22 protein-coding genes are annotated in these 23,559 nt (G+C 67.2%); 9 read left to right on the top strand and 13 right to left on the bottom strand.

Features of this window, described 5'->3' with window-relative positions:
* Positions 1-27 precede the first annotated feature (27 nt).
* On the bottom strand, positions 28-1,773 hold the full coding sequence (locus tag ABD791_RS15530) for a cytochrome c biogenesis protein DipZ (protein ID WP_345068367.1): 1,746 nt from the start codon (positions 1,771-1,773) through the stop codon (positions 28-30).
* A gap of 473 nt (positions 1,774-2,246) precedes the next feature.
* On the opposite strand from ABD791_RS15530, the gene ABD791_RS15525 reads away from it, so the two are divergent.
* A complete protein-coding gene (locus ABD791_RS15525) occupies positions 2,247-2,912 on the top strand; it encodes a fasciclin domain-containing protein (protein WP_345068365.1) in 666 nt (221 codons plus the stop codon).
* Between the two features lie 143 nt (positions 2,913-3,055).
* Here the strand turns inward: ABD791_RS15525 and ABD791_RS15520 are convergent, their stop codons facing one another.
* The 5 genes from ABD791_RS15520 to ABD791_RS15500 form a co-directional block, all read right to left on the bottom strand.
* Positions 3,056-3,565, bottom strand: a complete 510-nt coding sequence (locus tag ABD791_RS15520; RefSeq protein ID WP_345068363.1) for a dihydrofolate reductase — start codon at positions 3,563-3,565, stop codon at positions 3,056-3,058.
* Positions 3,562-4,371, bottom strand: coding sequence for a thymidylate synthase (locus ABD791_RS15515; protein ID WP_345068362.1), 810 nt, complete (start codon positions 4,369-4,371; stop codon positions 3,562-3,564). Before ABD791_RS15515 ends, ABD791_RS15520 begins: the two co-directional genes overlap by 4 nt.
* Positions 4,372-4,441: 70 nt before the next feature.
* Complete coding sequence (locus tag ABD791_RS15510; RefSeq protein ID WP_345068360.1) at positions 4,442-5,149, bottom strand: copper resistance CopC family protein; 708 nt, start codon at positions 5,147-5,149, stop codon at positions 4,442-4,444.
* Between the two features lie 9 nt (positions 5,150-5,158).
* A complete protein-coding gene (locus tag ABD791_RS15505; RefSeq protein ID WP_345068358.1) occupies positions 5,159-5,881 on the bottom strand; it encodes a YcnI family copper-binding membrane protein in 723 nt (240 codons plus the stop codon).
* A gap of 120 nt (positions 5,882-6,001) precedes the next feature.
* On the bottom strand, positions 6,002-6,661 hold the full coding sequence (locus ABD791_RS15500) for a hypothetical protein (RefSeq protein WP_345068356.1): 660 nt from the start codon (positions 6,659-6,661) through the stop codon (positions 6,002-6,004).
* Between the two features lie 114 nt (positions 6,662-6,775).
* Between ABD791_RS15500 and ABD791_RS15495 the strand changes: the two genes are divergently transcribed.
* Entirely contained in the window at positions 6,776-7,717 is a 942-nt protein-coding gene (locus ABD791_RS15495) for an EamA family transporter (protein WP_345068355.1), read from the top strand.
* 196 nt (positions 7,718-7,913) lie between these two features.
* On the top strand, positions 7,914-8,429 hold the full coding sequence (locus ABD791_RS15490; protein WP_345068354.1) for a CarD family transcriptional regulator: 516 nt from the start codon (positions 7,914-7,916) through the stop codon (positions 8,427-8,429).
* A 383-nt stretch (positions 8,430-8,812) separates the two neighbouring features.
* Here ABD791_RS15490 and ABD791_RS15485 read toward each other — a convergent pair whose 3' ends face one another.
* The 3 genes from ABD791_RS15485 to ABD791_RS15475 all read right to left on the bottom strand — a co-directional run bounded on the left by ABD791_RS15485 (position 8,813) and on the right by ABD791_RS15475 (position 13,965).
* Positions 8,813-9,796 (bottom strand): DNA-3-methyladenine glycosylase family protein, encoded by a 984-nt coding sequence (locus ABD791_RS15485; protein ID WP_345068353.1) that lies wholly within the window; start codon positions 9,794-9,796, stop codon positions 8,813-8,815.
* A 370-nt stretch (positions 9,797-10,166) separates the two neighbouring features.
* Positions 10,167-12,575, bottom strand: a complete 2,409-nt coding sequence (locus ABD791_RS15480; RefSeq protein ID WP_345068351.1) for a DEAD/DEAH box helicase — start codon at positions 12,573-12,575, stop codon at positions 10,167-10,169.
* A gap of 280 nt (positions 12,576-12,855) precedes the next feature.
* Positions 12,856-13,965 (bottom strand): lactonase family protein, encoded by a 1,110-nt coding sequence (locus ABD791_RS15475; RefSeq protein ID WP_345068349.1) that lies wholly within the window; start codon positions 13,963-13,965, stop codon positions 12,856-12,858.
* Positions 13,966-14,047: 82 nt separating this feature from the next.
* Here ABD791_RS15475 and ABD791_RS15470 point away from each other — a divergent pair, with 82 nt between their 5' ends.
* The 3 genes from ABD791_RS15470 to hutH all read left to right on the top strand — a co-directional run bounded on the left by ABD791_RS15470 (position 14,048) and on the right by hutH (position 17,978).
* Entirely contained in the window at positions 14,048-14,572 is a 525-nt protein-coding gene (locus ABD791_RS15470) for a GNAT family N-acetyltransferase (RefSeq protein WP_345068347.1), read from the top strand.
* Positions 14,573-14,892: 320 nt separating this feature from the next.
* Positions 14,893-16,176, top strand: a complete 1,284-nt coding sequence (locus ABD791_RS15465) for an alpha/beta hydrolase (protein ID WP_345068345.1) — start codon at positions 14,893-14,895, stop codon at positions 16,174-16,176.
* 251 nt (positions 16,177-16,427) lie between these two features.
* Positions 16,428-17,978 (top strand): histidine ammonia-lyase, encoded by a 1,551-nt coding sequence (gene hutH, locus ABD791_RS15460; RefSeq protein WP_345068343.1) that lies wholly within the window; start codon positions 16,428-16,430, stop codon positions 17,976-17,978.
* Positions 17,979-18,150: 172 nt separating this feature from the next.
* Here hutH and ABD791_RS15455 read toward each other — a convergent pair whose 3' ends face one another.
* Positions 18,151-18,921: an IclR family transcriptional regulator gene (locus ABD791_RS15455; RefSeq protein WP_345068342.1), complete on the bottom strand. Its 771-nt coding sequence runs from the start codon at positions 18,919-18,921 to the stop codon at positions 18,151-18,153.
* Positions 18,922-19,485: 564 nt separating this feature from the next.
* Positions 19,486-19,767: a hypothetical protein gene (locus ABD791_RS15450; protein ID WP_345068340.1), complete on the bottom strand. Its 282-nt coding sequence runs from the start codon at positions 19,765-19,767 to the stop codon at positions 19,486-19,488.
* Between ABD791_RS15450 and ABD791_RS15445 the strand changes: the two genes are divergently transcribed.
* Positions 19,742-20,971, top strand: a complete 1,230-nt coding sequence (locus ABD791_RS15445; protein WP_345068338.1) for a M23 family metallopeptidase — start codon at positions 19,742-19,744, stop codon at positions 20,969-20,971. The two genes, ABD791_RS15450 and ABD791_RS15445, sit on opposite strands and share 26 nt — an antisense overlap.
* A gap of 141 nt (positions 20,972-21,112) precedes the next feature.
* Here the strand turns inward: ABD791_RS15445 and ABD791_RS15440 are convergent, their stop codons facing one another.
* On the bottom strand, positions 21,113-21,604 hold the full coding sequence (locus ABD791_RS15440) for an NUDIX hydrolase (RefSeq protein ID WP_345068336.1): 492 nt from the start codon (positions 21,602-21,604) through the stop codon (positions 21,113-21,115).
* Between the two features lie 71 nt (positions 21,605-21,675).
* Complete coding sequence (locus tag ABD791_RS15435) at positions 21,676-22,293, bottom strand: LysE/ArgO family amino acid transporter (protein WP_425562263.1); 618 nt, start codon at positions 22,291-22,293, stop codon at positions 21,676-21,678.
* Positions 22,294-22,401: 108 nt separating this feature from the next.
* Here ABD791_RS15435 and ABD791_RS15430 point away from each other — a divergent pair, with 108 nt between their 5' ends.
* Positions 22,402-22,572, top strand: a complete 171-nt coding sequence (locus ABD791_RS15430; protein WP_345068333.1) for a hypothetical protein — start codon at positions 22,402-22,404, stop codon at positions 22,570-22,572.
* 2 nt (positions 22,573-22,574) lie between these two features.
* Positions 22,575-23,480: a LysR family transcriptional regulator ArgP gene (locus ABD791_RS15425; RefSeq protein WP_345068331.1), complete on the top strand. Its 906-nt coding sequence runs from the start codon at positions 22,575-22,577 to the stop codon at positions 23,478-23,480.
* The last annotated feature ends 79 nt before the right edge of the window (positions 23,481-23,559 follow it).

The raw sequence follows: 23,559 nt of genomic DNA, 5'->3' as shown, positions 1-23,559 counted from the left end.
CATCCGTTTCACTCCCGTTCTAACTGGCTATCCGAAGGTGAACGAGAACGCCTCGACCCCGGCGGAGAGCGTTGCCTTCAGGGTTCCCGAAGCCGGATTCTTCGTCGTCAGCAGGGTGTGCGCGTTCGGAGTGCCAGACACGTCGATCGTCTTCGTCACGCCGTCGACCATGTAGGTCACGGTTCCGCTGCCCGCCAGCACCATCTGCACCTCGCGCCCGGTGTAGTTGAGGGTGATCTCGGCCGAGTCGCCGGTCGGGGTGATCGACTGGGTACCCAGCTTCCACTCGCCCTTCAACGCGAAGGAGTCCTTCGCCAGCTTGGCCGGCACGGAGAACGACGGCGTCGCGGTCGAGTACTTCTCGCTGCCCCCGTAATTCACCTGCTTGGTGGTGCCGAGGTAGGTCTCAGGCGTGGTGACATCGGCGGGCGTGGCGTCGGCGACCTCGGTGGCCGGCGGGAGTTTCACGTTCGGGTTGGCCTGAACGAGCAGCTCGCGGATGAGTTTCTCCGTCGTGGCGTAGTCGCCCTCACCGAACTTGATGTTGCGCACGGTGCCCGAAGCGTCGACCAGGTAGTGGGCCGGCCAGTAGCGGTTGCGGTAGTTGGTCCAGGTCGACAGGTTGTTGTCGAGGGCGACCGGGTAGGTGATGCCGAACCCTTTCGCTCCGGCCATGACGTTCGTCGGCACCTTCTCGAAGGCATATTCGGGCGAGTGGACCCCGATGACCTGCAGGCCGAGGTCTGTGTAGGCCTTGTCCCAGGCGACAACGTGCGGGATGGAGCGCTGGCAGTTGATGCAGGAGTAGGCCCAGAAGTCGATCAGCACAACCTTGCCCTTTTCATCGGCGAGACTGATCGGCTGGTCACCCGGAGTGTTGAACCACTGCTGGATGCCGGTGATCGCCGGGGCCGTGCCACAGCTTTCCAGCTCGGGAGAGCCGTTCGTGCACTTGGAGAGGTTCTTGTTCTCGGCGGTGACGATGCCCCCGAGATCGAGGGATGCGCTGATCTGCTTCGAGTTGCTGAACTGGTCTTGCAACACGCTCGTGTAATCGGGAACGAGGCGCTGCAGCAGCTGCGGCACGTTGAAGACGAGGCCGATCGCGAGGGCGATCATCACGACGCCCCCGCCAATGCGGATGCCGCGCTGGTGCTTGCGAAACGACTTCACGCGTTCGGCGACCCGGCGACCGGCCAGGGCGAAGACGAGCAGCGGGATTGCGGCGCCGACGGCGAAGGTGACGGTGAGCACGACGGTCTCGGGACCGATGCGCCCGGTGGATCCGGCGACGGTGATGGCGGCCAGCACCGGACCGGCACAGGGCACATAAACGGCGCCGAGGGCGAGACCGAGAACAAAACCGCCGCGTTCGGTGCCGACGTTGCGCTGCGGAATCCACGAGAACGGCTTCTCGAGGATGCGCTCGAACTGCGGAACGATCAAGCCGATTCCGATGAGTACCAAGACGATCAGCCCGGCCCAGCGCAAGACATCCTGCGGCAGGTGCAGCAGGGTGAGAAGCAGGGAGCCGACGAGGGTGAAGATGCTGAAGCTCACGACCAGGCCCAGGATGACGAGGTACGGCCGCCAGCGTGAGGGCGGTGGCGGCGCATCCGTTGTTCCGTCGGTTGAGCCGCCGGTTGTTCCGTCGGTTGTTCGAGCGCCCTGCACACCTCCCGAGAAGAAGATGACGGGAAGCACGGGCAGGATGCACGGTGAGATTCCGGTGATGAGGCCACCGAAGAATCCGATGAGGGCAAGTGAGAGCACGGTCTCCTCCAAAGTCTGTCGAGTGGGGTTCGGAGGAAACCGGATTTGGGATTGGCCGGTGCGATGCCCGGCTGGATCGCGGCGTGGGATTCTCGATCTCGGTGGGGACCGAAATCAGGAGTGGAGGTGTGTCGGCTGAGGCCCGCCCCCGGAACGACGGGGTGCTGCATCCGTGACACGCACTCCACTCCTGAACCCGGTACCGCCCATCCCGTTGGTCGAGTGTGTCGAGACCCAGCGAGCCGGCGCCTTGACGTGGGTTGCGTTTGAGGAATGGCCGGCGGTTGTCTCGAGACACGGGCTCGCTGCGCTCGCTCGTTCCTCGACCAACGAAGTGGTCTCGCCTTGGCCGCCCAGAAAGTTTTTGAGAATTGTCCAAACCATGTGGGAGGGGGCTCCGAATGATGCAGTGAAGGCCGCACAGCAGGTGGGCCTGGCGGCCATCCGGCCACTTCATTTGAAGGAGAACTCCCATGCAACTCTTCACCCGCAAGGCATTGACCACACTCTCCATCGCAGCGATCGCCGTCGTCGGCCTCTCCGCCTGTTCCATGGGCGCCAGCGGCAATACCGGCTCGTCGGCCAAGCCGTCTGCGTCTTCCTCGGAGTCGAGCGCCCCGGCCATGACCGCCGACCCGGCCGCCGACCTCGTCGGCTCAGGATGCGCCGCCTACGCCAAAGAGGTTCCGAGCGGAGCCGGATCGATCACCGGAATGTCGTCAGACCCGGTCGCCGTCGCCGCCTCGAACAACCCGCTCCTGACCACACTGGTCGCCGCAGTCTCGGGCAAACTGAACCCTGACGTCAACCTCGTCGACACGCTGAACGGCAGCGAATTCACGGTGTTCGCGCCGGTTGACTCGGCATTCGCCAAGATCGATGCCGCAACCATCGACACGCTGAAGACGCCGGAAGGCGCCGCAACGTTGAGCAAGATCCTGACCTACCACGTGGTTCCCGGACAGATCGCGCCTGACGCGATCGAGGGCACCCACACCACGGTCGAGGGTGGAACCGTCACCGTCACCGGCAGCGGCGACAACATCATGGTCAACGACGCCAAGGTGATCTGTGGTGGCGTTCACACCGCCAACGCCACGGTCTACCTGATCGACTCCGTTCTGATGCCGACCAGCTAATCACCGAAGCAGACGAACGGCCCGCCATCCCTTGGGTGGCGGGCCGTTCGTCATTCACCCCTGACAGCCGTGAGGTGCCAACTTTTGCTAGTGCGCGGAGCGCGCAACTAGCAAAAGTTGGCACCTCACGGACAAGGCTTGGGTTAGGGGCGCTGGTACGTCAGAAAACGGTAGTCGAGGCCGGTGCGCGAGTGACGCCATCCGTTGTCCGGATCAGACGCAGCCGGATCAGCCGCGACGAGTCGCCACGACGCGTCGATCGCGGGTGCCACGGTGTCCCCCTCGACGGAGGCGCGCAGCTCGGTCACCTCGAGCCGGTCGGCCAGCGGCATCGCCAGGGCGAAGATCTCGGCGCCGCCGATCACCCATATCGGTTCATCACCGGCGAGCGCCAGTGCCTCGTCCAGTGAGTGCACGATGTCGACGCCGTCGGCAGCCCACTCTGCTTGGCGGGTGATCACGATGTTGCGGCGACCGGAAAGCGGACGAAAGCGGGGCGGCAGCGAGTCCCAGGTCTTGCGACCCATGATCACGACGCCATCCAGCGTCACCGCCTTGAAGTGCGCGAGGTCTTCGGGAACGTGCCAGGGCATGACCCCGTCTTTGCCGATCACACCGCCCTCTGCCTCGGCCCAGACCAGTCCGATCGTCATACGGCGACCGCGCCGCGAATGGCGGGGTGGTGCTGGTAGTTCTCGACCACGAGGTCGTCGTACTCGTAGTCGAAGATGCTGTCGCGCTTTGCGGCAATGCGCAGTTGCGGGGCCGGGAACGGTTCGCGGCTGAGCTGCTCGGTCACCTGCTCGACGTGGTTGTCGTAGATGTGGCAGTCGCCGCCGGTCCAGACGAACTCACCGAGTTCGAGGCCGACCTGCTCAGCGACGAGCTGGGTGAGCAGGGCGTAGCTGGCAATGTTGAACGGCACACCGAGAAAGAGGTCGGCGCTGCGCTGGTAGAGCTGGCAAGAGAGCTTGCCGTCGGCAACGTAGAACTGGAACAGGGCGTGGCACGGGGCCAGTGCCATGTCGGGGATGTCTGCCACGTTCCAGGCGGACACGATCAGTCGGCGAGAATCTGGCGTGGTCTTGATCGCCTCGATGACCTCGGAGATCTGGTCGATGTGTCCGCCATCCGGCGTGGGCCAGGAACGCCACTGAACGCCATAGACAGGACCGAGGTCGCCATCGGCATCCGCCCATTCATCCCAGATCGTCACACCCTTGTCGCGCAGCCAGCTCACGTTGCTTTCGCCGCGCAGAAACCAGAGCAGTTCGTAGGCGATCGACTTGAAGTGCACGCGCTTGGTGGTGATCAGCGGGAACCCCTCGGCGAGGTCGAATCGCAGCTGACGGCCGAAGACGCTGCGCGTTCCGGTTCCGGTGCGATCGGTCTTCTGAGCTCCGTTGGCGAGGGTGTCGCGGAGGAGGTCTTCGTAGGGGGTGGGAATCGTCGCAGTCACCCCCCAATCGTATCGGGGTGATCGTGCCGGGCACCTGAATGACAGATGTGCCCGGCACGATTTTCACGCGCTACTCCGTCGGCGGGGTGCCCTCGGGCGGAGTGCCGGTCGGCCCCGTCGGCGGCTTGCGACGACCGACCGCGACCAGAGTCACCACAGTGGCGAGGATGACCGCGGCCACCGCACCGCCGATCCAAAGCACGTCACCGAGGGCGGCGGTATCGGTGGCGGGGGCAGCCGGAGTCGCGGCATCCGTCTGCGTGGTTCCGCCGGTGATGGTGCCACCGCAATCCGGCGGGATCGACGAACCCGTGGCGAGCTCCTGGCCGGCGGCCGGCTGCCAGGTGAAGGCGAAGTCACCCGAGATCGTGTGACCGTCGGTGGAGACGACCTGCCAGGCCACCGTGTACTTACCGGGTTCGCCGAGTTGGGCCTTCGCCTCAAGCGTCGGACCGAACACCGTCGAGCAGCCGTCACCGTAGTAGAGCGGCGTGGCGGCGTCGGCCGGCCCCGAGATCTGCATGCGCATGGCACCGGGGGTGTCGAGCTTCAGAAGATCGTCGTTCGTCGTCACCTGAAAGACGCCCGGTTGCTCGGTGACGACCGAGCCGGCAGCCGGCGTCGTGCTGATCACCGAGTTGTGCGCCGAGGCGGGGCCGGCCGGGCCGGCCAAAACAGAACCAGCACACACGAAACCGGCCAGGGTAAGGCCGAGCGCCCAGGCGGCGACTCGTCCCCGTGCGTGGTTTTGAGCTGGTCTGTGTGCGTTGTGTCGCATCTCGACAGCCTAAGCCGAGGTCTTGCGGCGCGCAGTGACCGCGAGCACAACGCCGATGGCTCCGACGATCAATCCGCCGATGCCGAGCACGCGAGCGATCACATCGTCGGATGCTGCGCTCGATGCGGCCGCGCCGTCGGCACCCTCCGCCGTGGTCGCGCCGGCGTCGTGCCCGCTACCGTGCCCATCGCCATCCGTCGCCGCGGTGACTACGACCGCGGGAGCGGGGTGCTCTGGCTCAGAGCCGTCGGCTTTCGCGGCCTGGTTCCAATTGGTCTCCCCCACCTCACAGCTCTGCAGGATGGGGAACTCGAGCGTCGTGCCTGCCGCGTCGGCGGGGAGCTGCATGCTGAGCGCGAACGTGTCGCGCAGACCGTCGGCGAGCGGCACCTTCGCCGTGTAGACGACCTGACCGAGGCGGGTGCTGATCGTGTTTCCGTTGCCGTCGGTGATCGGCTTCGCCAGATCGACGTCGACCTTCGAGACATCCCAGCCGGGGTTGACCGTCGGGGTGACGCTCTTGATCTGCTCGGGAATCGAAATCGCCAGCGCCGTGGTGGCCGAACCGTCGCAGCCGTGCGGGAGTGCGAAGGTCAGCACGGTGTAGGAACCGGCCGCCGTCGACGGCGAATCGACCGAGATGTGCGCGCTGGCCGACAGCGGAACGGCGACGGCGAGCAGGGCGCCCGCGGCGAGCGCTGACGAGGCAATGAGGGTGTTCTTGAGCTTCATGAGGATGTCCTTGTACGAATGAGCGCACCGCGGCCCCGCGATTCGTGGGGTGGGCAGAGCCAGGTCTGCTGTCGGTTCGGTGCGTGCGGGAAATGGTCTGTTCTGTGTGCCCGACCGAAGTCAGGCGAAACGCAGAGCAGGCGGCCCGCGATGCCGCATTCGGGAGAAAACCAGTGCGAGGTCGCGCGGCGTGAACACGCGCGCCGTCGACACCGTCGAACGTGGCGCGCCAGGCAGCGTCGCCCCGGCGAGCACACCGGCGAGCGCGGCGAACAGAGAACGGATGCCGAGGCGCACGGTGGCGAACAAGCCCCAGAACGCACTCTCGCCGTGCCGCAGCGCGACGATCGTGATCACTGCCGCAACGGCGTGGGCCGCCCACATCCAGGCGGCATCGTGCCCACCCGCATGGCCGGCCGGCGCGGAACTCAGCGCCGTCACGGCACCGATCGCTCCGTGCTCGTGCGCCCCGAGCAGGGCAGAGGCCGGCGTGCGGGGCGGAGCGGCCGGCGAGACCGACAGTGCGCCGCCGGGAGCGCCGAACGAGAAGAGTCCGTGAAAGATCAGCTGGCTGACCAGCACCGACACAACCATCCGCCAGAGCGACAGGGTGCGCCCGGCCAGGCCGACACAGACGATGCCGGCAAAGGCGAGAGAAAGAACGACGGCAACAACGCTCGGAACAGCGCCGCCACCGAGTGTGTGCGACAGCCCCGCCACGAAGGTTGAAAACAGAGCGACAACCCAGCCGCGGGCGAATCGCGCCCAGCGTGTGGCCATTGTCGTCTCCTCGTGCAGTGGTTTCACCAGCCTACCTGGCCGTGAGACGCCGACCCGCTCGTCCTCAGCGGTGGCGGATGCGACCTCACCCACCGCTCGTTAGGCTGGCGTCCTATGCTCACCGCAGTTCTCGGACTCTCCGGCGCCCTCGTCTACGGCTCTGCCGACTTCTTGGGCGGGCTGGCTGCCAAACGCATCAGCGCGCTTCTGGTGACGGCGATCTCAGCCTTCGCCGGTTTGGTCGCCCTGCTGATCGCGTTGCTGTTCGTCGGCGGAGTCTGGTCGCCCACCGCCGTTCTCTTCGGAATGCTCTCCGGCGTGACAGGCGCCGTCGCGATCTCTCTGCTCTATGCCTGCCTCGCCGTCGGCCCGATGAGCATCCTCTCGCCGTTGACCGCCGTCATCTCGGCGGTCGTGCCGATGACGGTCGGGCTGATCGGCGGAGACACCTTCGCGCCCATCGGCTATCTGGCCCTCGGCCTGGCGCTCGTTGCAGTGGTCTTGGTCGGCTTCATCCCCGAGAAGGGTGCGGTGCGGCCGAGCGCGAAGTCGCTTCTGATGGCGGTCGGCGCCGGCGCGATGATCGGCGCGTTCATTGTTCTGATTGACCGAACTCCACCTGACAGCGGCCTGATTCCGCTCGTACTGAACCGGGCTGTGGCCGGCACCATCATGTGCGCGGTGATCGGCGTTCTCGCGATTCGGCGAGCACGTCGCCGCACGGTGGTCGTCGGCGGTGTCGACGGCGGTGTCGACGGCGGTTCAGCCTCTGTCGCCACCGCCACTCGACCCGCAGCAGGCGACGGCGATCCGCCTGACCGGCGCACCGGCATCCGTCTCGCCGTCGCCTGCGGGGTTGTCGACGCGGCCGCCAACGTACTGCTGCTTCTCGGCATCAGATCGGGCGACCTCAGCGTGATGAGCGTTCTCACCGCGCTCTACCCGGCCGGCACGATTCTGCTCGCGGCCGTCGTGCTCAAGGAGCGGATCGCCCCGGTGCAGTGGGTCGGCCTTGTCCTTGCGCTTGTCGCTGCGGGGATGCTGGCGATCGCCTGATCTCACGATCTGGCCGCGTTTACCTGACCTGTTTTACTGCACGGTGGACTCCCAGGAGGTTATGGCATGATAGAAAGGTTGGTCATTCGGTATGATGCCGGGTGCCTCCACGACACATCCCCCGCTTTCGGGGCAGCTGTTCGACCTGTCGGTGCCGCCCTGTAGCCGCGCGCACCGCATTCTGAATCGAGGAAGTTTGAAGTTCATCGTTGGGGAAACCCTCGTCTACCCGCACCACGGTGCGGTCACCATCACTGAACTCTCCACGATCACGCTGAAAGGCGTCGCCCAGCCGGCGATGACTTTGAGGGTGCACTCGTCGCAGCTCGTCATCCAGCTTCCGATCGCGAACGCTGAGCTTGTCGGCGTGCGTGACGTCATCGACGCCGCCGGGCTTGAAGAGGTCTACAAGGTGCTGCGCGATCCGTTCACCGAAGAAGCCACGAACTGGAGCCGCCGCTTCAAGGCGAACCAGGAGAAGATGGCCAGCGACAGCGTCACCCGCGTCGCCGAGGTTGTTCGCGACCTGTGGCGCCGCGAACAGGACGGCGGCGTTTCCGCCGGTGAGAAGCGGATGCTCGCCAAGTCGCGACAGCTGCTCGAATCGGAGCTGGCACTGGCGCTCGGCACCTCCTCTGAAGACACCGTGATTGCGTTGGACGACGTGCTCAACACTGCGTTCACCGAGCCTGCGCTCACTGAAACTGCATAACGCTCGTCGAAGTAACTGAAACCTGCCGCCGCGGACTGATCGCGGCGGCAGGTTTTTTTGTGCCGTCGCGCATGACGTTCGACGATGTGCCCCGCGCTGAATTCTGGTGACTCGCCACCTGGCCGGCGCGTATGGTTTGTCGCGCGTATGGTTTGTTCAGAGAAGAGGCCAATCGATGTTCAAGAGAATTCTCGTTCGTGTGGGTCGGGCTTTCCAGTGGTTCGCCTCAGTGATCACTCAACTTGGCGGCGCGGCCAATGGCGGTCGAGACGCTGACCCTTCTGCGCGTTCGCTCTATGAAGAGAAGAAGGACTACCGCCCGTAGCGAGCTGCTGATCCCCCACCGCCTAGCGCGCACTCGTGGAGGGAATGCCTGGCGTTCTTCAGATCTTCCTGCCGATAGAGGAAGCACCTGCGGCCGCCTGCCACAGGTGCATCGCCGCATAGGAGCGCCACGGAGCCCACCGGGCGGCGTGCTCAGCCAAGGCGCGGTGAGCGGCTGGCTTGGAGAGGTCGGGGGCGAGCACACCTCTGGCGATCGCCCCGGCGATCAGGGCGACATCTCCGGCCAACCAGGCATCCGGGTCCCCGAGTACACGCATCGAAACGTAGGCGGCGGTCCAGGGTCCGATCCCCGATCGGGCCACGAGCTGTGCACGGAGCGACTCGGGATCGTCACCGACGTCGACGCAGAGCTCGCTATCGGCGAGAGCGCGCGCGGTAGTGACGACAGTCCGGATGGATTGGCCGGGAAGCTTGAGCAGGCGATCTGGATCGAGTGGTTCGCCACGCACCGGTTCTGGCACTCCGGCCGCGATCTGTTCGGGTGTGGGAAACAGTCGGTCCAAGCCAGCGAAGGATGAGACATACTGCGTACCCAGCGTCGCCGCGAGGCGAGTCAGGTGGGTGCGGGCTGCGGCCACGGATATCTGTTGTCCAACGATCGCGCGAATGACGAGCTCGTGCGGATCCACCGCACCAGGCACCCGTATTCCGCGGGTGCTGGCGACGAGCGGGGCCAGGGCCGGATCCGACATGAGTGCGGCATCGATCGCGACCGGGTCAGCATCCACGTCCAGCATCCGTCGCACGCGGGCCACGGCGGTAGCGCCATCGGCCAGGGATGCGAGTTCGAGGTGCAGCTGCAATCGCCACTCCGCACCGATCGTGCGCGTTGCGACCACCTCGACGGCGCCCGGTCCGTGAGGGAGGATAAGCGTGCGCGCGTACCGAAGCAGGCCACCGTCGGACACGTCGGCGGCCTCAACACCGCTGATCGCGCGCACCGCCAGAAACCGAAAGAGGCCCGGTGCGTCGAGCGGCTGACGCACCGGCAGGGCGAGACTGAGACGCGGTTGAGGGTTCACGATTCCATTCTCGCGCTGGTCACGCTCAGCGACCTGACGACGTCAGCAAGTCGGCAAGACCGCCCGAGATTTCGCCGGCACAGCCCGAGAGACGCAGACTGCGGGGCGCCCAATGGACGCCCCGCAGACTACGTGTCGCACGTTCTCGACTGCAAACCCGAATTGCAGCAAAGCACGGTGCGCGTCGCTAAGGACACACTGGCAACATGACGAGCGTAGGGGTGAGCGACCCATTTGCGAAAGCAACCCCTCGGCGCGTCGCGCAGATTCGAGTCCCCCAATTTGGGTGCCTGGTCTCGGTTTTCTCTAGTTGCGAGCATGAAAAAGGGGCACCCACCGTGACAGTGGGTGCCCCTTTTCGACTCAGAACCTAGAGGTTCGCGAGAGCCCGGACTGACGCATCGTCCGGAACGGCGCTGGCGTAGCTGGCGTCGATCTCGGCGCGGCCGAGAAGCTCGTCCATGCGACGCTGACGCTGCTTCGGGATGAGCGTGACAACGGTACCGGTCTTGCCCGCACGGCCGGTGCGGCCAGCGCGGTGCAGGTAGGTCTTGTACTCGTCGGGTGCGTCGGCCTGGATCACCAGGTCGATGTCGTCAACGTGGATGCCGCGGGCTGCGACATCCGTTGCCACAAGCACGTTCACGCGACCGCTGGTCAGCAACGCGAGGTTGCGGGTACGACGCGCTTGGTTCAGGTCACCGTGCAAGCTGGTGGCCTTGATGCCCGCGTTCTCAAGCTGGTCAGCGAGCTGCTCTGCGTAGGCACGGGTGCGGCTGAAGATCAGCGTCTTGCCATCGCGGTTGGAGAGCTGCTCGATGATGGCGCTCTTGTCGCGGTGCTCGACAACCAGAACCTTGTGGTCGATGGTCGAGGAGGCCTGGTCTTCACCGGCGACCTCGTGCACTGACGGGTTGGTCAGGAACTGCTTGACCAGGGTGGCAACACCCTTGTCGAGCGTGGCCGAGAAGAGAAGCTTCTGGCCGCCCTTCTTGGTCTGGTTGAGGATGCGCTGCACCGGCTCCAGGAAGCCCAGGTCGCACATGTGGTCGGCCTCGTCGAGCACGGTGATGCTGACCTGGCTGAGGTCGAGCTTGCCCTGGTCGATGAGGTCTTCGATGCGGCCGGGGGTGCCGATGATGATGTCGACGCCGCGCTGCAGGGCGCTGACCTGACGGTACTGCGGAACTCCGCCGTAGACCTGCGTGGTGAAGAGGCCGACGCTTCGTGCGATGGGCTGCACGGTGCGGTCGATCTGCAGCGCGAGTTCGCGGGTCGGGGCGAGGATCAGCGCGCGGGGCTTGCGGCCCTGCTGGCGGTTCTTGCTTCCCTCGTTCTCCATCAGCTTCTCCACGAGGGGAGCACCGAAGGCGATGGTCTTGCCGGAGCCGGTGCGGCCACGGCCGAGCACGTCGCGGCCGGCGAGCACGTCGGGGATGGTTGCAGCCTGGATCGGGAACGGGCTGGCCGCACCGAGCAGTCCGAGCTCGCGCACGATGTTGCCACCGAGTCCGAGGTCGGCGAAGCTGACGCCGACGACATCGGATGCCGTGGTGGCCTGGGCCTCGAGACGCTCAAGAACCACGTCTTCCTCGGCGGTGAAGCGCGGCTTGTCGTCGCGGCTCGGGTAGAACTTGCTGTTGCTGCTGCTGCTCATGCCCGGACGGTCATTGTTGAACTCGCGGCGGGGGGCGCGGTCGCCGCGGTCGCTGCCGTAGGACGGGCGGTCGGTACGAGCCGGACGGTCGCCGTAAGACGGACGCTCGGTGCGGGCCGGACGGTCGCTGTTGTACGCCGGACGATCGGTGCGCGGGGCACGATCGCCGCGGTCGTTGTTGTATGCAGGACGCTCGGTGCGGGCCGGGCGGTCGCCGTAGGACGGACGCTCGGTACGGGCCGGACGGTCGCTGTTGTACGCCGGACGATCGGTGCGCGGAGCACGGTCGCCGCGGTCGTTGTTGTATGCGGGACGCTCGGTACGAGCCGGACGGTCGCCGTACGACGGACGGTCGTTGTTGTAGGCCGGACGATCGGTGCGCGGAGCACGGTCACCGCGGTCGTTGTTGTATGCAGGACGCTCGCCACGGGCCGGACGGTCGCCGTACGACGGACGGTCGTTGTTGTACGCCGGACGATCGGTGCGCGGAGCACGGTCACCGCGGTCGTTGTTGTATGCAGGACGCTCGGTACGAGCCGGACGGTCACCATACGACGGGCGGTCGTTGTTGTAGGCCGGACGGTCGGTGCGCGGAGCACGGTCACCGCGGTCGTTGTTGTACGCGGGACGCTCGCCACGAGCCGGACGGTCGTTGTTGTACGCCGGACGATCGGTGCGCGGAGCACGGTCGCCGTAGGACGGACGGTCGTTGTTGTAGGCGGGACGGTCGGTGCGCGGAGCACGGTCGCCGCGGTCGTTGTTGTAGGCAGGACGCTCGCCACGGGCCGGACGGTCACCGTACGACGGACGGTCGTTGTTGTACGCCGGACGGTCGTTGCGCGGGGCACGGTCGTTGTAGGCGGGACGCTCGGTGCGTGCACCGGAAGCGGGACGCTCGTTGCCGTAGGCCGGACGGTCGCCGGCGGGGCGGGATGCCGAACGCGTTGCGCGCTCGTCGGCGTTCCAACGCTGCTTCTTGGGTGCGCCTTCGTCAGCGCGGAAACCGCGGTGGCTCGGGCTCTTGCTGCCCGTCTTGGGGGCGCCGCCCCGTGCACCACCGGAGCGGTTAGGATCGAAATTCTTGGCCGCGCGACCGACGGCAGGTTTCTTGCTCTGAGGCATAGAGGTATTTCTGGGTTGTGTTGAGTACATGGCAAACGGCGCCGCTTCTGCGACGCAACCTGAGAACCCGGGCAGTCAGTGGCCGGGACCGTTCACATACAGTGATTTTCCACCAGCGGATTACTGGGGAACCGGCCCACCTGACTTACAAACCCATCCACGCAAACAAAAACCGCGCGGTGTCAAGAGCCGACTTGTCTACGTTACCGGATAGAAGCTGAAAAGTCACTGGCAACATCCGCCCGGCGCATCCTGTCGGCACCGGCTGTCGAGCTATCGGCTACCGCACGCTGCGAGCGATCAGGCAGGTCGGCGAGCCGACCGGGATGCTGCCCAGAGGCGTTGTGGGCAGCCCGGTACTGGGATCGAGGGCGAAGGTGGTCACCTCGTTTGAGAGCTGATTCGCGACGAAAAGCCAGTCTCCGCGCTGGAGATGGTGCCGCGGCCAGTTTCCGCCGCAGTCGACATCGCCGATGAGTTCGAGCCGCGCGCCGGCATCCTGAACGGCGAAAGTCGCCAGCCGGTTCGAGCCGCGCACCGTGACGTAGACCCGAGTACCCGTCTCGTTGAGCGAGATCTCGGCCGCGGCATCGCCGGGTTGGGCGCCCGTGTCGGTGGCCGGGATGCGGTCGATCACCTCAAAGCGCTCGCCGGCGTCCTGGCCGATCACGACTGCTTCGATCGAGTATTCGGTGACGACGTAGACGTGACCACTCGGGTGAACGGCGAGGTGACGCGGACCGGTGCCGGCGCCCACGGGCAGCTCCTGGTCGAGACGTAGGCCGGTGCCGGCGTCTGTGCCGGTGCCGGCGTCTGTGCTGGTGCCGGCGTCAACCCGCCAGACACGCAGAAGGTCGTAGCCGAGGTCGGTGGTGAGAATGCGGCCGTCGGGGAGCAGGGCGGTGGCGTGCGCCCGCGACTGCCGGGCATCCCCCGGATACGGATCGGTGGCCGGCGCGGCGCTCTGTCGCGAGACGATCTGCCCGGCAGCGTCGAGGCCGTAGAACAACACGGCCCCGTCACCCCAACAGGTGACGACGAGAAACCGGCCGTCCGGATCGACGAAGACGTGGCACGCTGCGGGGCCGGCCGGCCACGGTGCACCGAGAGGTTCGAGCGCGGTCTCTTCCGCTCGACGAAATGCCTGCACCATGCCGTCAAACTCGGCAACGGCATAGAGAAGGGGAAGCGTCGGATGCTCGACGAGAAAGGAGGGAGAGTCGGCCGCCGCCGCCACCTCGACGTGTACCGTGCCGAGGCCGGCTGCGTTGAGGCCGGCTGCGTTGAGGCCGGTGCCCAGAGCCGAGATTCCCAGCCCGGTTCCGTGCGGGCTGGTGTACGCACCGCACCACAGCGAGACGGTGGGCAGGGCTGCTGACTGGTCGACCATACCCGCCATCCTTGCGCATCACCGCCCGGGCATCGTCGCACTGCGAAACCTCCACGAAATCTGTGCCGCCTAGTCTGGGCGTATGAACCTGACCATCACCATCGAGTCGCCTCGTCAATCCGAGGTCGAGACTCTGGTCGAGTTGAGCGCCGACTTTGCTCAGGCTCTCTATCCGCCGGAGACGAACTTTCTGCTGGGGGTTGAGAAGCTGGACCGGTCAGACGTCTCGGTCTATCTGGCCAGGGACGACTCCGCCCGCGCGCTCGGCATGGCCGCTCTCGTGCTGTCGACTTCGGCTGACGAGACGGCCACCGGCGCAGCCCACGGCGCAGCCGACGGTGCCGCCCACGGCGCAGCCACCGTCATCGCCGAGCTGAAGAGTCTCTTCGTTCATCCCGACGGGCGCGGCCAGGGTGTCGCAGCGGAGCTTCTCGACCGAATCGAAACCGATGCACGCGACGCGGGCGCCGTCGAACTCGTGCTCGAAACAGGACCGCTGCACAGCGCAGCACTGCGTCTCTACCGCAAGCGCGGTTTTCACGAGATTCCGCTCTTCGGGGAGTACGTCGGCGCCACTCAGAGCCTCTGCTTCGCCAAGCCGCTCTGAGCGCACAAGCACGGGTCTGACCTCCACGGCACGGCACGAAGTGCGGCAGAAACCGCTTGGATTGTGCAACTGTCTCGAGCCACCGCACAGAGTGTGCGGCATCCGGTGCCGCCTGCGGTTTCTGCGACAGCCATTGCGACGGATGTCCACGGCTGGCGGCCGAACACCGGTGCCGGATGTCGGCGGCAGGCGGCGGCAAACCGCGGCGAATGAGCCCCGACGCCAGCAGCTATTGCTGCGAATGACCGCCGATTCGTTGCTCGATGCAGCGTGCCCCTAGTCTCGAGTCAGCCCGCACTGAAGCAAAGCTCGGAGCATGTGTGAGATCAGCTCGCCCTCGTCTCGGATTCGGCACCCGCCGCATCCGCATTCTGGCGAGCGTCGGCGCTGCGCTGCTCGTGACCGTTGGCACCGGGGTACTCACCGGCTTTCATGTCCCGCCTCACCCCGTGGTGCAGTCAGACCCGACAGCGACCGGCAGCGAGGTGACGACGAGCGAGATCATCGGCATCCGCACGTTCACAGCTCCGCCCGGAATCACCGTGACCGCCGATGTCGTCTACGACATCCTCGCTGACGGAACCATGCTGACCCTCGACGTGTGCTCGCCGGCGGATGCTGACACCTCGGCAGACGAGGATGCCGCGACTCAGGACGCCACCGTCGCCGGCGATGATGCCGCGGCTGGCGATAGCGCTCGCGTCGGCGATAGCGCTTCGCCCGGTGCTGCCGGGACTGATGACACCGCGGCTGGGGCAGAATCACCCCGCGCGGATGTCTCGCTCGCGACGCCGCCGACTCGGCCGGGGGTGCTCTCGATCCACGGCGGCAGCTGGGCCCGCGGGGATAAGGCGAGCAGCGACTGGCGGGGTGTCTGCCTGTGGCTCGCCTCCGCCGGCTTCGTCGCCTACTCGGTGAACTATCGATTGGCGCCTGACGCTCTGTTCCCGGCCGCGATCGACGATGTGTCGCGTGCGGTCGAGTGGATCAGGGAACCGGCGAATGCCACGGCCCACGGCGTCGACCCCGACCGAATCGGTGTCTTCGGCGGCTCGGCCGGCGGCAACCTCGCCGCACTGCTCGGGGCACGCGGATCCGGGAGCTGGACCACCGGCTCCCGCGTCGCATCCGTCGCCGTCTTGTCAGCACCCTTCGACCTGCGCGAGACGGCAGTGGCGAACGGGGAAGCGACGCGGCGGGACGTGTGGACGACGGCAAACGCGGCGGAGGGCACAGCGGACGGCCCCGCGGCGGGGCTGGTGACGCCTCCGACGGCCCCGGGCTCTACCCCGGCGTTGACCGGAGATCTGCGGCGCATCACTCTGCGCTACCTCGGCTGCAGCACACTCGCCGAGTGCGAGCCGGCACGATCCGCCTCTGCGACGAGCGCGGTGGATGCCGACGATCCACCCGTGTTCATCGGCACCGCGGCCGATGAGTTCATGCCGTTGACGCAGGCGACTGAGTACGCCGCGCGGCTCGAGAAGGTCGGCATCCCGCACACGCTGGTCGAGGTGCCGGGCGCCGCCCATTCGATCGGCCTGCTCGACGAGACGATGCGCGCGGCGGTCGCGGCTTTTCTGCACAGCACGCTCGGCCGATAGCGGGCGGGCGGCCGCGGGTGTTTCACGCTGTTTGAGTGGCGTGGGCGGGCGTGGGCGGCGTGGGCGGCGTGGGCAGAAACCGCAAGCGGCAGCGGATGCCCCACGATCGGTGAGGTTTTCGAGGGCACGTGGTCAGATCTTGCGGTTTTCGAGACACTCCGCACGGGGTGCGAACCCGTGCGTCTGGGATCGCAGACAGCACACGGTGCGGAGTGATTGCCTGAGCCCCCGACGTAGTGTCGAATCAGAGTATGACTTTCTCTGCAGCATCCGTCACCGTGGGCACCGGCCCCGTCAGCTTCGCCGACGTCGTGGCCGTCGCCCGCCACAATGCTCCTCTGACGCTTGACGCCACGGCTCTCGCCGGCGTCGCCACCACCCGGCGCATCATCGACGATCTGGCCAGTGACGTTGACCCGCACTACGGAATCTCCACGGGCTTCGGCGCCCTCGCCACCACCTTCATCACCACCGACCGCCGTGCCCAGCTGCAGGCCAGCCTCGTGCGCTCGCACGCCGCCGGCAGCGGCCCGGAGGTCGAGCGCGAGGTCGTGCGTGCGCTCATGCTGCTGCGCCTGTCGACGCTGATGACCGGTCGCACCGGCGTGCGCCCGGCCACCGCCGAGACCTACGCCGCCGTGCTCAACGCCGGAATCACGCCCGTCGTGCGCGAATACGGTTCGCTCGGCTGCTCGGGAGACCTCGCCCCGCTGGCGCACTGTGCGCTCGCGGTGATGGGTGAGGGCGAGGTACGGGATGCCGATGGCACGTTCATGCAGGCCGGCCAGGCCCTCGCCGCAGCCGGCATCACCCCCGTCGTGCTCGCCGAGAAGGAGGGCCTCGCGCTCATCAACGGCACCGACGGCATGCTCGGGATGCTCGTGCTCGCCCTCGACGACCTCGCCATGCTGCTCGCGACCGCCGACGTGGCCGCAGCGATGAGCATCGAGGCGCTGCTCGGCACCGACGCCGTGTTCGCCGCCGACCTGCAGGCGCTTCGCCCGCAACTCGGTCAGGGTGAGAGTGCCGCGAACCTGCGCGCACTGCTCGGCGACTCCCCGATGGTCGCCAGCCATGCCGGCCCCTGGGATACCACCGTGCAAGACGCCTACTCGTTGCGCTGCTCCCCCCAGGTGCACGGCGCCGCCCGCGACACCGCCGGCCACGCGGCCCTGATCGCCGGCCGCGAGCTCTCGAGCGCCGTCGACAACCCCGTCGTCACGCTTGACGGCCGGGTCGAATCCAACGGCAACTTCCACGGCGCTCCGGTCGCCTACGTGCTCGACTTTCTCGCTATCGCCGCGGCGGATGTCGCGAGCATGAGCGAGCGCCGCACCGACCGCCACCTCGATGTCTCCCGCAACAAGGGGCTGCCGCCATTTCTCGCGCACGAAGTCGGCGTCGACTCGGGCCTGATGATCGCGCAGTACACGGCCGCCGGCATCGTGTCGGAGCTGAAGCGCCTGGCCGTGCCGGCATCCGTCGATTCGATCCCCTCGTCGGCGATGCAGGAAGACCACGTTTCGATGGGCTGGGCCGGTGCACGCAAGCTGCGCAAGTCGATCGACGGCCTCGGCCGCGTGCTCGCCATTGAAGTCATGACCGCTGCTCGCTCACTCGATCTGCGTGCGCCGCTCGTGCCCGGCCCGGCTACCGGAGCCGTGCGGGATCTCGTGCGCACCGTGGCCGAGGGGCCGGGTCACGACCGTTTTCTGTCGCCGGAGATCGAGGCGATCGTGGGTCTCGTGCAGTCGGGTGCGGTGCGGGATGCGGCGGCGGGCGCGGTCGGAACCCTGCGCTAAACCGCGGGTGGCTGAACTCAGCCATGCGACGTGGGGCTAACTCCGGTAGTCCGCTCACGTCGGCCTTCTTCCCCCGCGAAGCAGTGCAGCGGATGCCGCTCGGCCGGACCGATTACAGGAGTTAGCCACCGAAACAGACGCCGACGGGTTCGACCACCGAGGCCGGTACGGATTAGACGACGCGACCACGGATGCGCCGCGAGAGTTCCGCCGCCACCTCTGCGATCTGCGCCGCGAGCTGCGGCCACTTCTCACGCGGCACATTGCCGCGCGGAAAGGTGATCGCAATTCCGGCGGCCGGCCAGCCGACATGGTCGCGCACCGAGACGGCGACCGACGCGAAGTCGGGCGTCACCTCGCCGTCTTCCGTGGCATAGCCGTCCTCCCGCACCTGGTTGAGGATGCGTTTCAGCTCGGAATAGCTGTGCGGCACGGCTCCGGTGCGATCGACGAAGGCTGAGGAATCCGGGTAGAGGGCACGCAGCTGCGCCGCCGGCAGCGTCGCCAAGAGCGCGCGCCCGCTCGCCGTGAGGTGTCCGGGGAGCCGGATGCCGACATCCGTCACCAGCCGCGGCCGACGCGGGGCCCGCTCCTCGGCAATGTAAAGCACGTCACGCCCGTGCAGTACCGCGAGGTGGCCCGACTCTCCGAGACGGTCGACGAGACTGGCCAGGAGCGGCTGGCCGACCCGACTGAGCGGCTCCTGACGCGAGAATCCGGTGCTGAGTTCGAAGGCCGCGACGCCGAGACCGTAGCGTTTCTCCTCCGGCAGATGCAGGGCGAAGCCGCGCTCGGTCAGCACCGTGAGCAGGTGATAGACGCTCGAGCGAGGCAGATCGAGCGCCGTGGCAATGGCAGAAGCCGGCACCGGGCCGCGCTGGGCCGCGAGATGCGAGAGGATGCGCAGCGCGTTGTCGGCCGCCGGAACCTTCGAGTCGGCCATCATCACTCCTCACCCCCTGCGCCCGTGTCTGGGATCACAGATAGTGATGAGTCTAGGTGCCGCTGCGCGCCGAGCGCACCGGCCCATCTCCCCGCCCATCACACCGGTCACGATGCTTGTGGGGCGCGGATCGACCGTGGCATACTGGCGCCAACGCCGGCCCTCTCGGGTTGACCATCCATCACCCGAATGTGGATTGCGGAACAGGACCTCGATGAAGATCATCGTTCGAGTTATCCGACGATTTGACGCCGGATTCCGGCGTCGAGCCTCCGAGATTGTTCGACCGACGCTGACTCGACCGACGCTGACTCGACCGACCGCGATTCGGCGGACATCCGTCGCTTTTCGCCGCGCCGGCTCCCTCTCGCTTACCGCAGTCGTGATCGCAGCGGTTGTGCTTGGATCCCCGGCGCTCGCGCAAGCGGATGCGACAGCTCCCGCCGTGCCAACGGCCACGGCGAGCCCGGGGCCGGCCACGACACCCGTTCCGGCTCCGGCCCCGGTGACGGCCCAGACCACGCCCCCGACTGCGGCGGCGCCCACGAGCACGTCGACTCCGATTCAGTCGCCGGCACCGCCCGCGACCACGCCGCCTGTAACCGCACCGCCTGCCACGGCACCACCTGTCGCCACACCGCCCGCGACCACGCCGCCCGTCACCGCATCACCCACGCCCGCGCCTCCGTCGACTCCACTTCCGACAGCGACGCCGACACCCACGTCAACACCCACGTCAACACCGACATCGACACCGCTGCCCACCTCCACGCCGACGCCAAAGCCAACGGCTCCGACGCCGAAACCGACCACGACGCCGGTGACCACCCCCGCGCCGACCAGCACCCCGGCTCCCCCACCGGGCTCGAGCACACCGCCGGTCGATCCTGCTGCGGCGAGCGCAGCAGCTGCAGCAGCTGCCGCAGCCGCCCGGGAAGCCGCGCAGCTCGCCGCCTCCACACGCGCCGCGGGGGCTGCAGCAGCGGCGGCAGCAACAACGGCCCGCAACCAAGCCGCGCTTGCCCAGGCCACTCTCGCCCGGTCGGCGGCAATTATCTCGGCCCAGCTCGCCGTTACGGCTGCGCAATCTGCCGTCGATGAAGCGCAAGAGGTTCTTGACGCTGCCACCGCCGACTTCAACTCGGCGTCGGCCATGTCGGCGAGACTTCACGCCCTCGCCGCCGACGCAGCGACAGCCACCGAGGCCTCCCAGCGGGCGGTCGGAGCACTCGTGCGCAGCCTCGCGCAACGCCAATCGGGCGCTGCGGCGGCCGACGTCATGACCAGCCGGAACGCGCACGAAGATCTGCTCGACCAGCTCGGCAGTCTCGACCAGCTGAATCACATGTCGGGCAACCTCGACATCGTGCGCCAGCGCGCGCAGGCCGCCGAGAAGCGCGCCACCGACCTGCTCGCCCAGGCGCAGGCGGCCGACGACCTGGCCCGCGGTATTCCGGTGCAGCAAGCCCAAGATGCATTGACCGCCGCGCAAGCGGCCCTGGCCGGAGCACAAGCCCGGTTGAGCGCGCTGCTCTCCAGCAGTATCGCCTCCTACGCGCCGAGCTCGACCGCCTCGTCGTTCTCCCTCTTCAGCCTCCCTGATGCCTCCGACATCGGCCAGCTCAGCGACCAAGGGTGGGCCTCCCCCGCCCTCGGGACGATTTCCGACGGGTTCGGCCCCCGCCCGGTGCGCCCGATTGCCGGGGTTGGCGAGTTCCACTACGGAACCGACATCGCGGCATCCTGCGGGTCGCCGATTCGCGCCGCAACGTCGGGACTTGTCGAATCGGTCGGCCCGAACGGCACCCTCGGCAATTGGGTTCTGATCAATAACGGCGACGGCATCGAAACCGGCTACGGCCATATTGCCGACGGTCAGACTCTGGTGGCGGTCGGCGATCCAGTGGCGGCCGGACAGGTGATCGCCGGTGTGGGCAGCACCGGGGCATCCACCGGCTGCCACCTGCACTTCGAGGTGCACATCGACGGCGTGCGGGTGAACCCGCAGCCGTTCATGACGCAGCGCGGCGTGACTCTCGGCCAGGGCTGATCCAGCGCCGGCGGTTCAGCTCAGTGGGCTGGCTCGTGCGGTCGCTGCCCGCACAGTGGCTGCCCGCACAGTCGCTGCCCGCACAGTGGCTGCCCGCACAGTGGCTCCCGCGCGATCCCGCCTCGCACTCGGCACGCGGACTCACGCTCGAATGGAGCGCCCGCCTTCGAAGTGCGCATCGGTGGCGACATCCGCTGCGACGGCACGTCGGATGCGCTCGGCGTGATTTCCGCGCAGCTCGGGGAGCGCATCGAGCCGAAACCAGGCCGCCTCGGTGTTCTCACCGTCGGCGGGAAACGGCACTCCGCTGTCCCACCGGCATCGGAACACGAGATCGAGATACTGCGCCTGGTCGCCGTTGTCATAGGTCAGTGGCTCCAGCACGTGCACCCACACCAGGCGTTCGACGGATGCCACGACGTCGGCTTCCTCGAGGATCTCGCGCACCGCCGCATCCGCCGGCTCCTCACCCGGGTCGATGATCCCGGTGACCGGTGTCCAGGCACCGTTGTCGGCGCGGCGAACGAGCAGCACCTCGTCGTCGCGCAGCACGACCGCCGTCACCCCGCTCAGCCAGAGCGGTGCTCCGCCAATTGCCTGCCGAAGGTCACGGACGAAATCGGGGGTAGCCATCCGCCGATCATAGTAGCCGACACTCGTTCGACGCGGTTCGGAAGCTCCAGGCCTCGACTGATCGCGGCACGTCAGGGCACGAGCAAGAGACGGATGCCGAGAGCGAGCATCGTCACGGCGATCGCGGCATCGAGAATGCGCCAGGACACCCGCTTGGAGAACAGCGGCCCGAGCAAGCGGGCCCCGAACCCGAGCACGGCGAACCAGACGACACTCGCCAGCACCGCGCCGACGCCGAAGAGCCACCGCCTGTCATCGCCGTGCGAGTTCGCGATCGAACCGAGCAGCAGCACCGTGTCGAGGTAGACATGCGGATTCAGCCAGGTGAGGGCGAGCACGGTCAGGATTGCCGTGCGCAGCGACAGCCGTTCGCCGCCGGGCGTGACCTCGAGCGAACCGGCAGTGAACGCGCGCCGTGCCGCGAGCAGACCGTAACCGATCAAGAACGCGGCGCCGGCGAACCTGATCACGGTCAGAGCCACGGGAAATCGTTCAATCACAAACCCGATTCCCGAGATGCCGAGCAGAATCAGCACGGCGTCGGAGAGCGCACAGATCAGCACGATCGGCAGCACATGCTCCCGGCGAATACCCTGGCGCAAGACGAACGCGTTCTGCGCGCCGATCGCGACGATCAGCGACAGGCCGAGGCCGAACCCGGCCGCGAGCACAGGAAAAGCGAGAGTCAATGCATCCACAATCGACCACGGTATGTCACGAACGAGCGCGGTTCCAGCTCATCTTTCTGATGGATCATTAGCTTCTCTAATGAGCTGCGAAGGGGTAGCGTTCGAGAGATGAGCGAGAACCCGTGGATTCAGGTCGCCCCCGGTGTGTTCCAACGGCGCTACGGAACCCTCGACGTGTCGGTGGTGGTGATTTTCGATCGCGTTCTGGACAAGGGCGGCCGGCGGGGCCGGATCGACCCGCTCAACCCGCTCAACCCGCTCAACCCGGAAGGCCTCTGAGCATGGACCTCCAGCTGGAACAGCTCAGAGCCCTCGTCGCGGTGGTCGACAGCGGCACGTTCGACGCGGCGGCCACCGCCCTGCGGGTCACCCCATCGGCAATCAGCCAGCGCATCAAGGCGCTCGAACTCGCCGTGGGGCGCGTGCTGCTGCAGCGGGTGAAGCCGGTCAGGCCGACGGCCTCCGGAGAGGTCGTGCTGCGACTCGCCCGCCAATTCGCGCTGCTCGAGAACGATGCGCTCGCGACGCTGGACCCGCCCGGCGACACCGCGGCGGATGCGGGCGGCGCGTTTCTGAGCATCCCGATCGTGATCAATTCAGACTCGCTGGCGACCTGGGCGCTGCCCGCCCTCGCACAGGTGCCGGCCGAGCACCGGGTCAGCTTCGACGTGTTTCGAGAGGATCAGGATCACTCGACGTCGCGGCTGCGCGACGGCACGGTGATGGCCGCGATCACCTCGGTGGCCGAACCCGTGCAGGGCTGCATCGTTCGCCCGCTCGGCCGGATGCGCTATCGCCCGATGGCGAGCCCCGAGTTCATCGCCAGCTGGCTGCCCGACGGACCAACAGTGGCGAACCTCGCCCTGGCACCCGTCGTGATCTACGACCGCACCGATGATCTGCAAGACCGCTACCTGCGACAGCGCACTCGCGTGGCGCTGCATCCGCCGCAGCATTTCATCCCGGCGTCCTCGGAATTCGCCAGCGCCGTGCGCCTCGGGCTCGGCTGGGGAATGCTGCCGGATGCGCAGAGCGCGGCCGCAGAGGCAGCCGGGGATCTGGTGGAGTTCGACCCCGGCGCCTTCATCGACGTCGCGCTCTACTGGCAGCAGTGGAAGCTGCACTCGAGCACTCTCGCTGCGGTCGCCGATGCCATCGCTGCCGCGGCGGCCGAGCACCTGCGCTGAACCGGTCGCCGCGCATCGAGATTGCCACGAGCGGTCGAGTTTGCGCGGCACACCAGCGAGACTCGACCGCACGTGTCAA

The organism is Glaciibacter kafniensis, assembly GCF_039538945.1.
Taxonomy (GTDB): Bacteria; Actinomycetota; Actinomycetes; order Actinomycetales; family Microbacteriaceae; genus Cryobacterium; species Cryobacterium kafniensis.
The sequence above is the reverse complement of the archived record's forward strand: the minus strand, read 5'-3'. Positions and strand labels throughout refer to the sequence as shown.

Bases quoted from the DNA above. Each gene is read 5' to 3' on its own strand.
- ABD791_RS15525 (WP_345068365.1), top strand. From the start codon at position 2,247: ATGCAACTCTTCACCCGCAAGGCATTGACCACACTCTCCATCGCAGCG.
- ABD791_RS15520 (WP_345068363.1), bottom strand. From the start codon at position 3,565: ATGACGATCGGACTGGTCTGGGCCGAGGCAGAGGGCGGTGTGATCGGC.
- ABD791_RS15510 (WP_345068360.1), bottom strand. From the start codon at position 5,149: ATGCGACACAACGCACACAGACCAGCTCAAAACCACGCACGGGGACGA.
- ABD791_RS15505 (WP_345068358.1), bottom strand. From the start codon at position 5,881: ATGAAGCTCAAGAACACCCTCATTGCCTCGTCAGCGCTCGCCGCGGGC.
- ABD791_RS15500 (WP_345068356.1), bottom strand. From the start codon at position 6,661: ATGGCCACACGCTGGGCGCGATTCGCCCGCGGCTGGGTTGTCGCTCTG.
- ABD791_RS15495 (WP_345068355.1), top strand. From the start codon at position 6,776: ATGCTCACCGCAGTTCTCGGACTCTCCGGCGCCCTCGTCTACGGCTCT.
- ABD791_RS15480 (WP_345068351.1), bottom strand. From the start codon at position 12,575: ATGCCTCAGAGCAAGAAACCTGCCGTCGGTCGCGCGGCCAAGAATTTC.
- ABD791_RS15475 (WP_345068349.1), bottom strand. From the start codon at position 13,965: ATGGTCGACCAGTCAGCAGCCCTGCCCACCGTCTCGCTGTGGTGCGGT.
- ABD791_RS15470 (WP_345068347.1), top strand. From the start codon at position 14,048: ATGAACCTGACCATCACCATCGAGTCGCCTCGTCAATCCGAGGTCGAG.
- hutH (WP_345068343.1), top strand. From the start codon at position 16,428: ATGACTTTCTCTGCAGCATCCGTCACCGTGGGCACCGGCCCCGTCAGC.
- ABD791_RS15455 (WP_345068342.1), bottom strand. From the start codon at position 18,921: ATGGCCGACTCGAAGGTTCCGGCGGCCGACAACGCGCTGCGCATCCTC.
- ABD791_RS15440 (WP_345068336.1), bottom strand. From the start codon at position 21,604: ATGGCTACCCCCGATTTCGTCCGTGACCTTCGGCAGGCAATTGGCGGA.
- ABD791_RS15430 (WP_345068333.1), top strand. From the start codon at position 22,402: ATGAGCGAGAACCCGTGGATTCAGGTCGCCCCCGGTGTGTTCCAACGG.
- ABD791_RS15425 (WP_345068331.1), top strand. From the start codon at position 22,575: ATGGACCTCCAGCTGGAACAGCTCAGAGCCCTCGTCGCGGTGGTCGAC.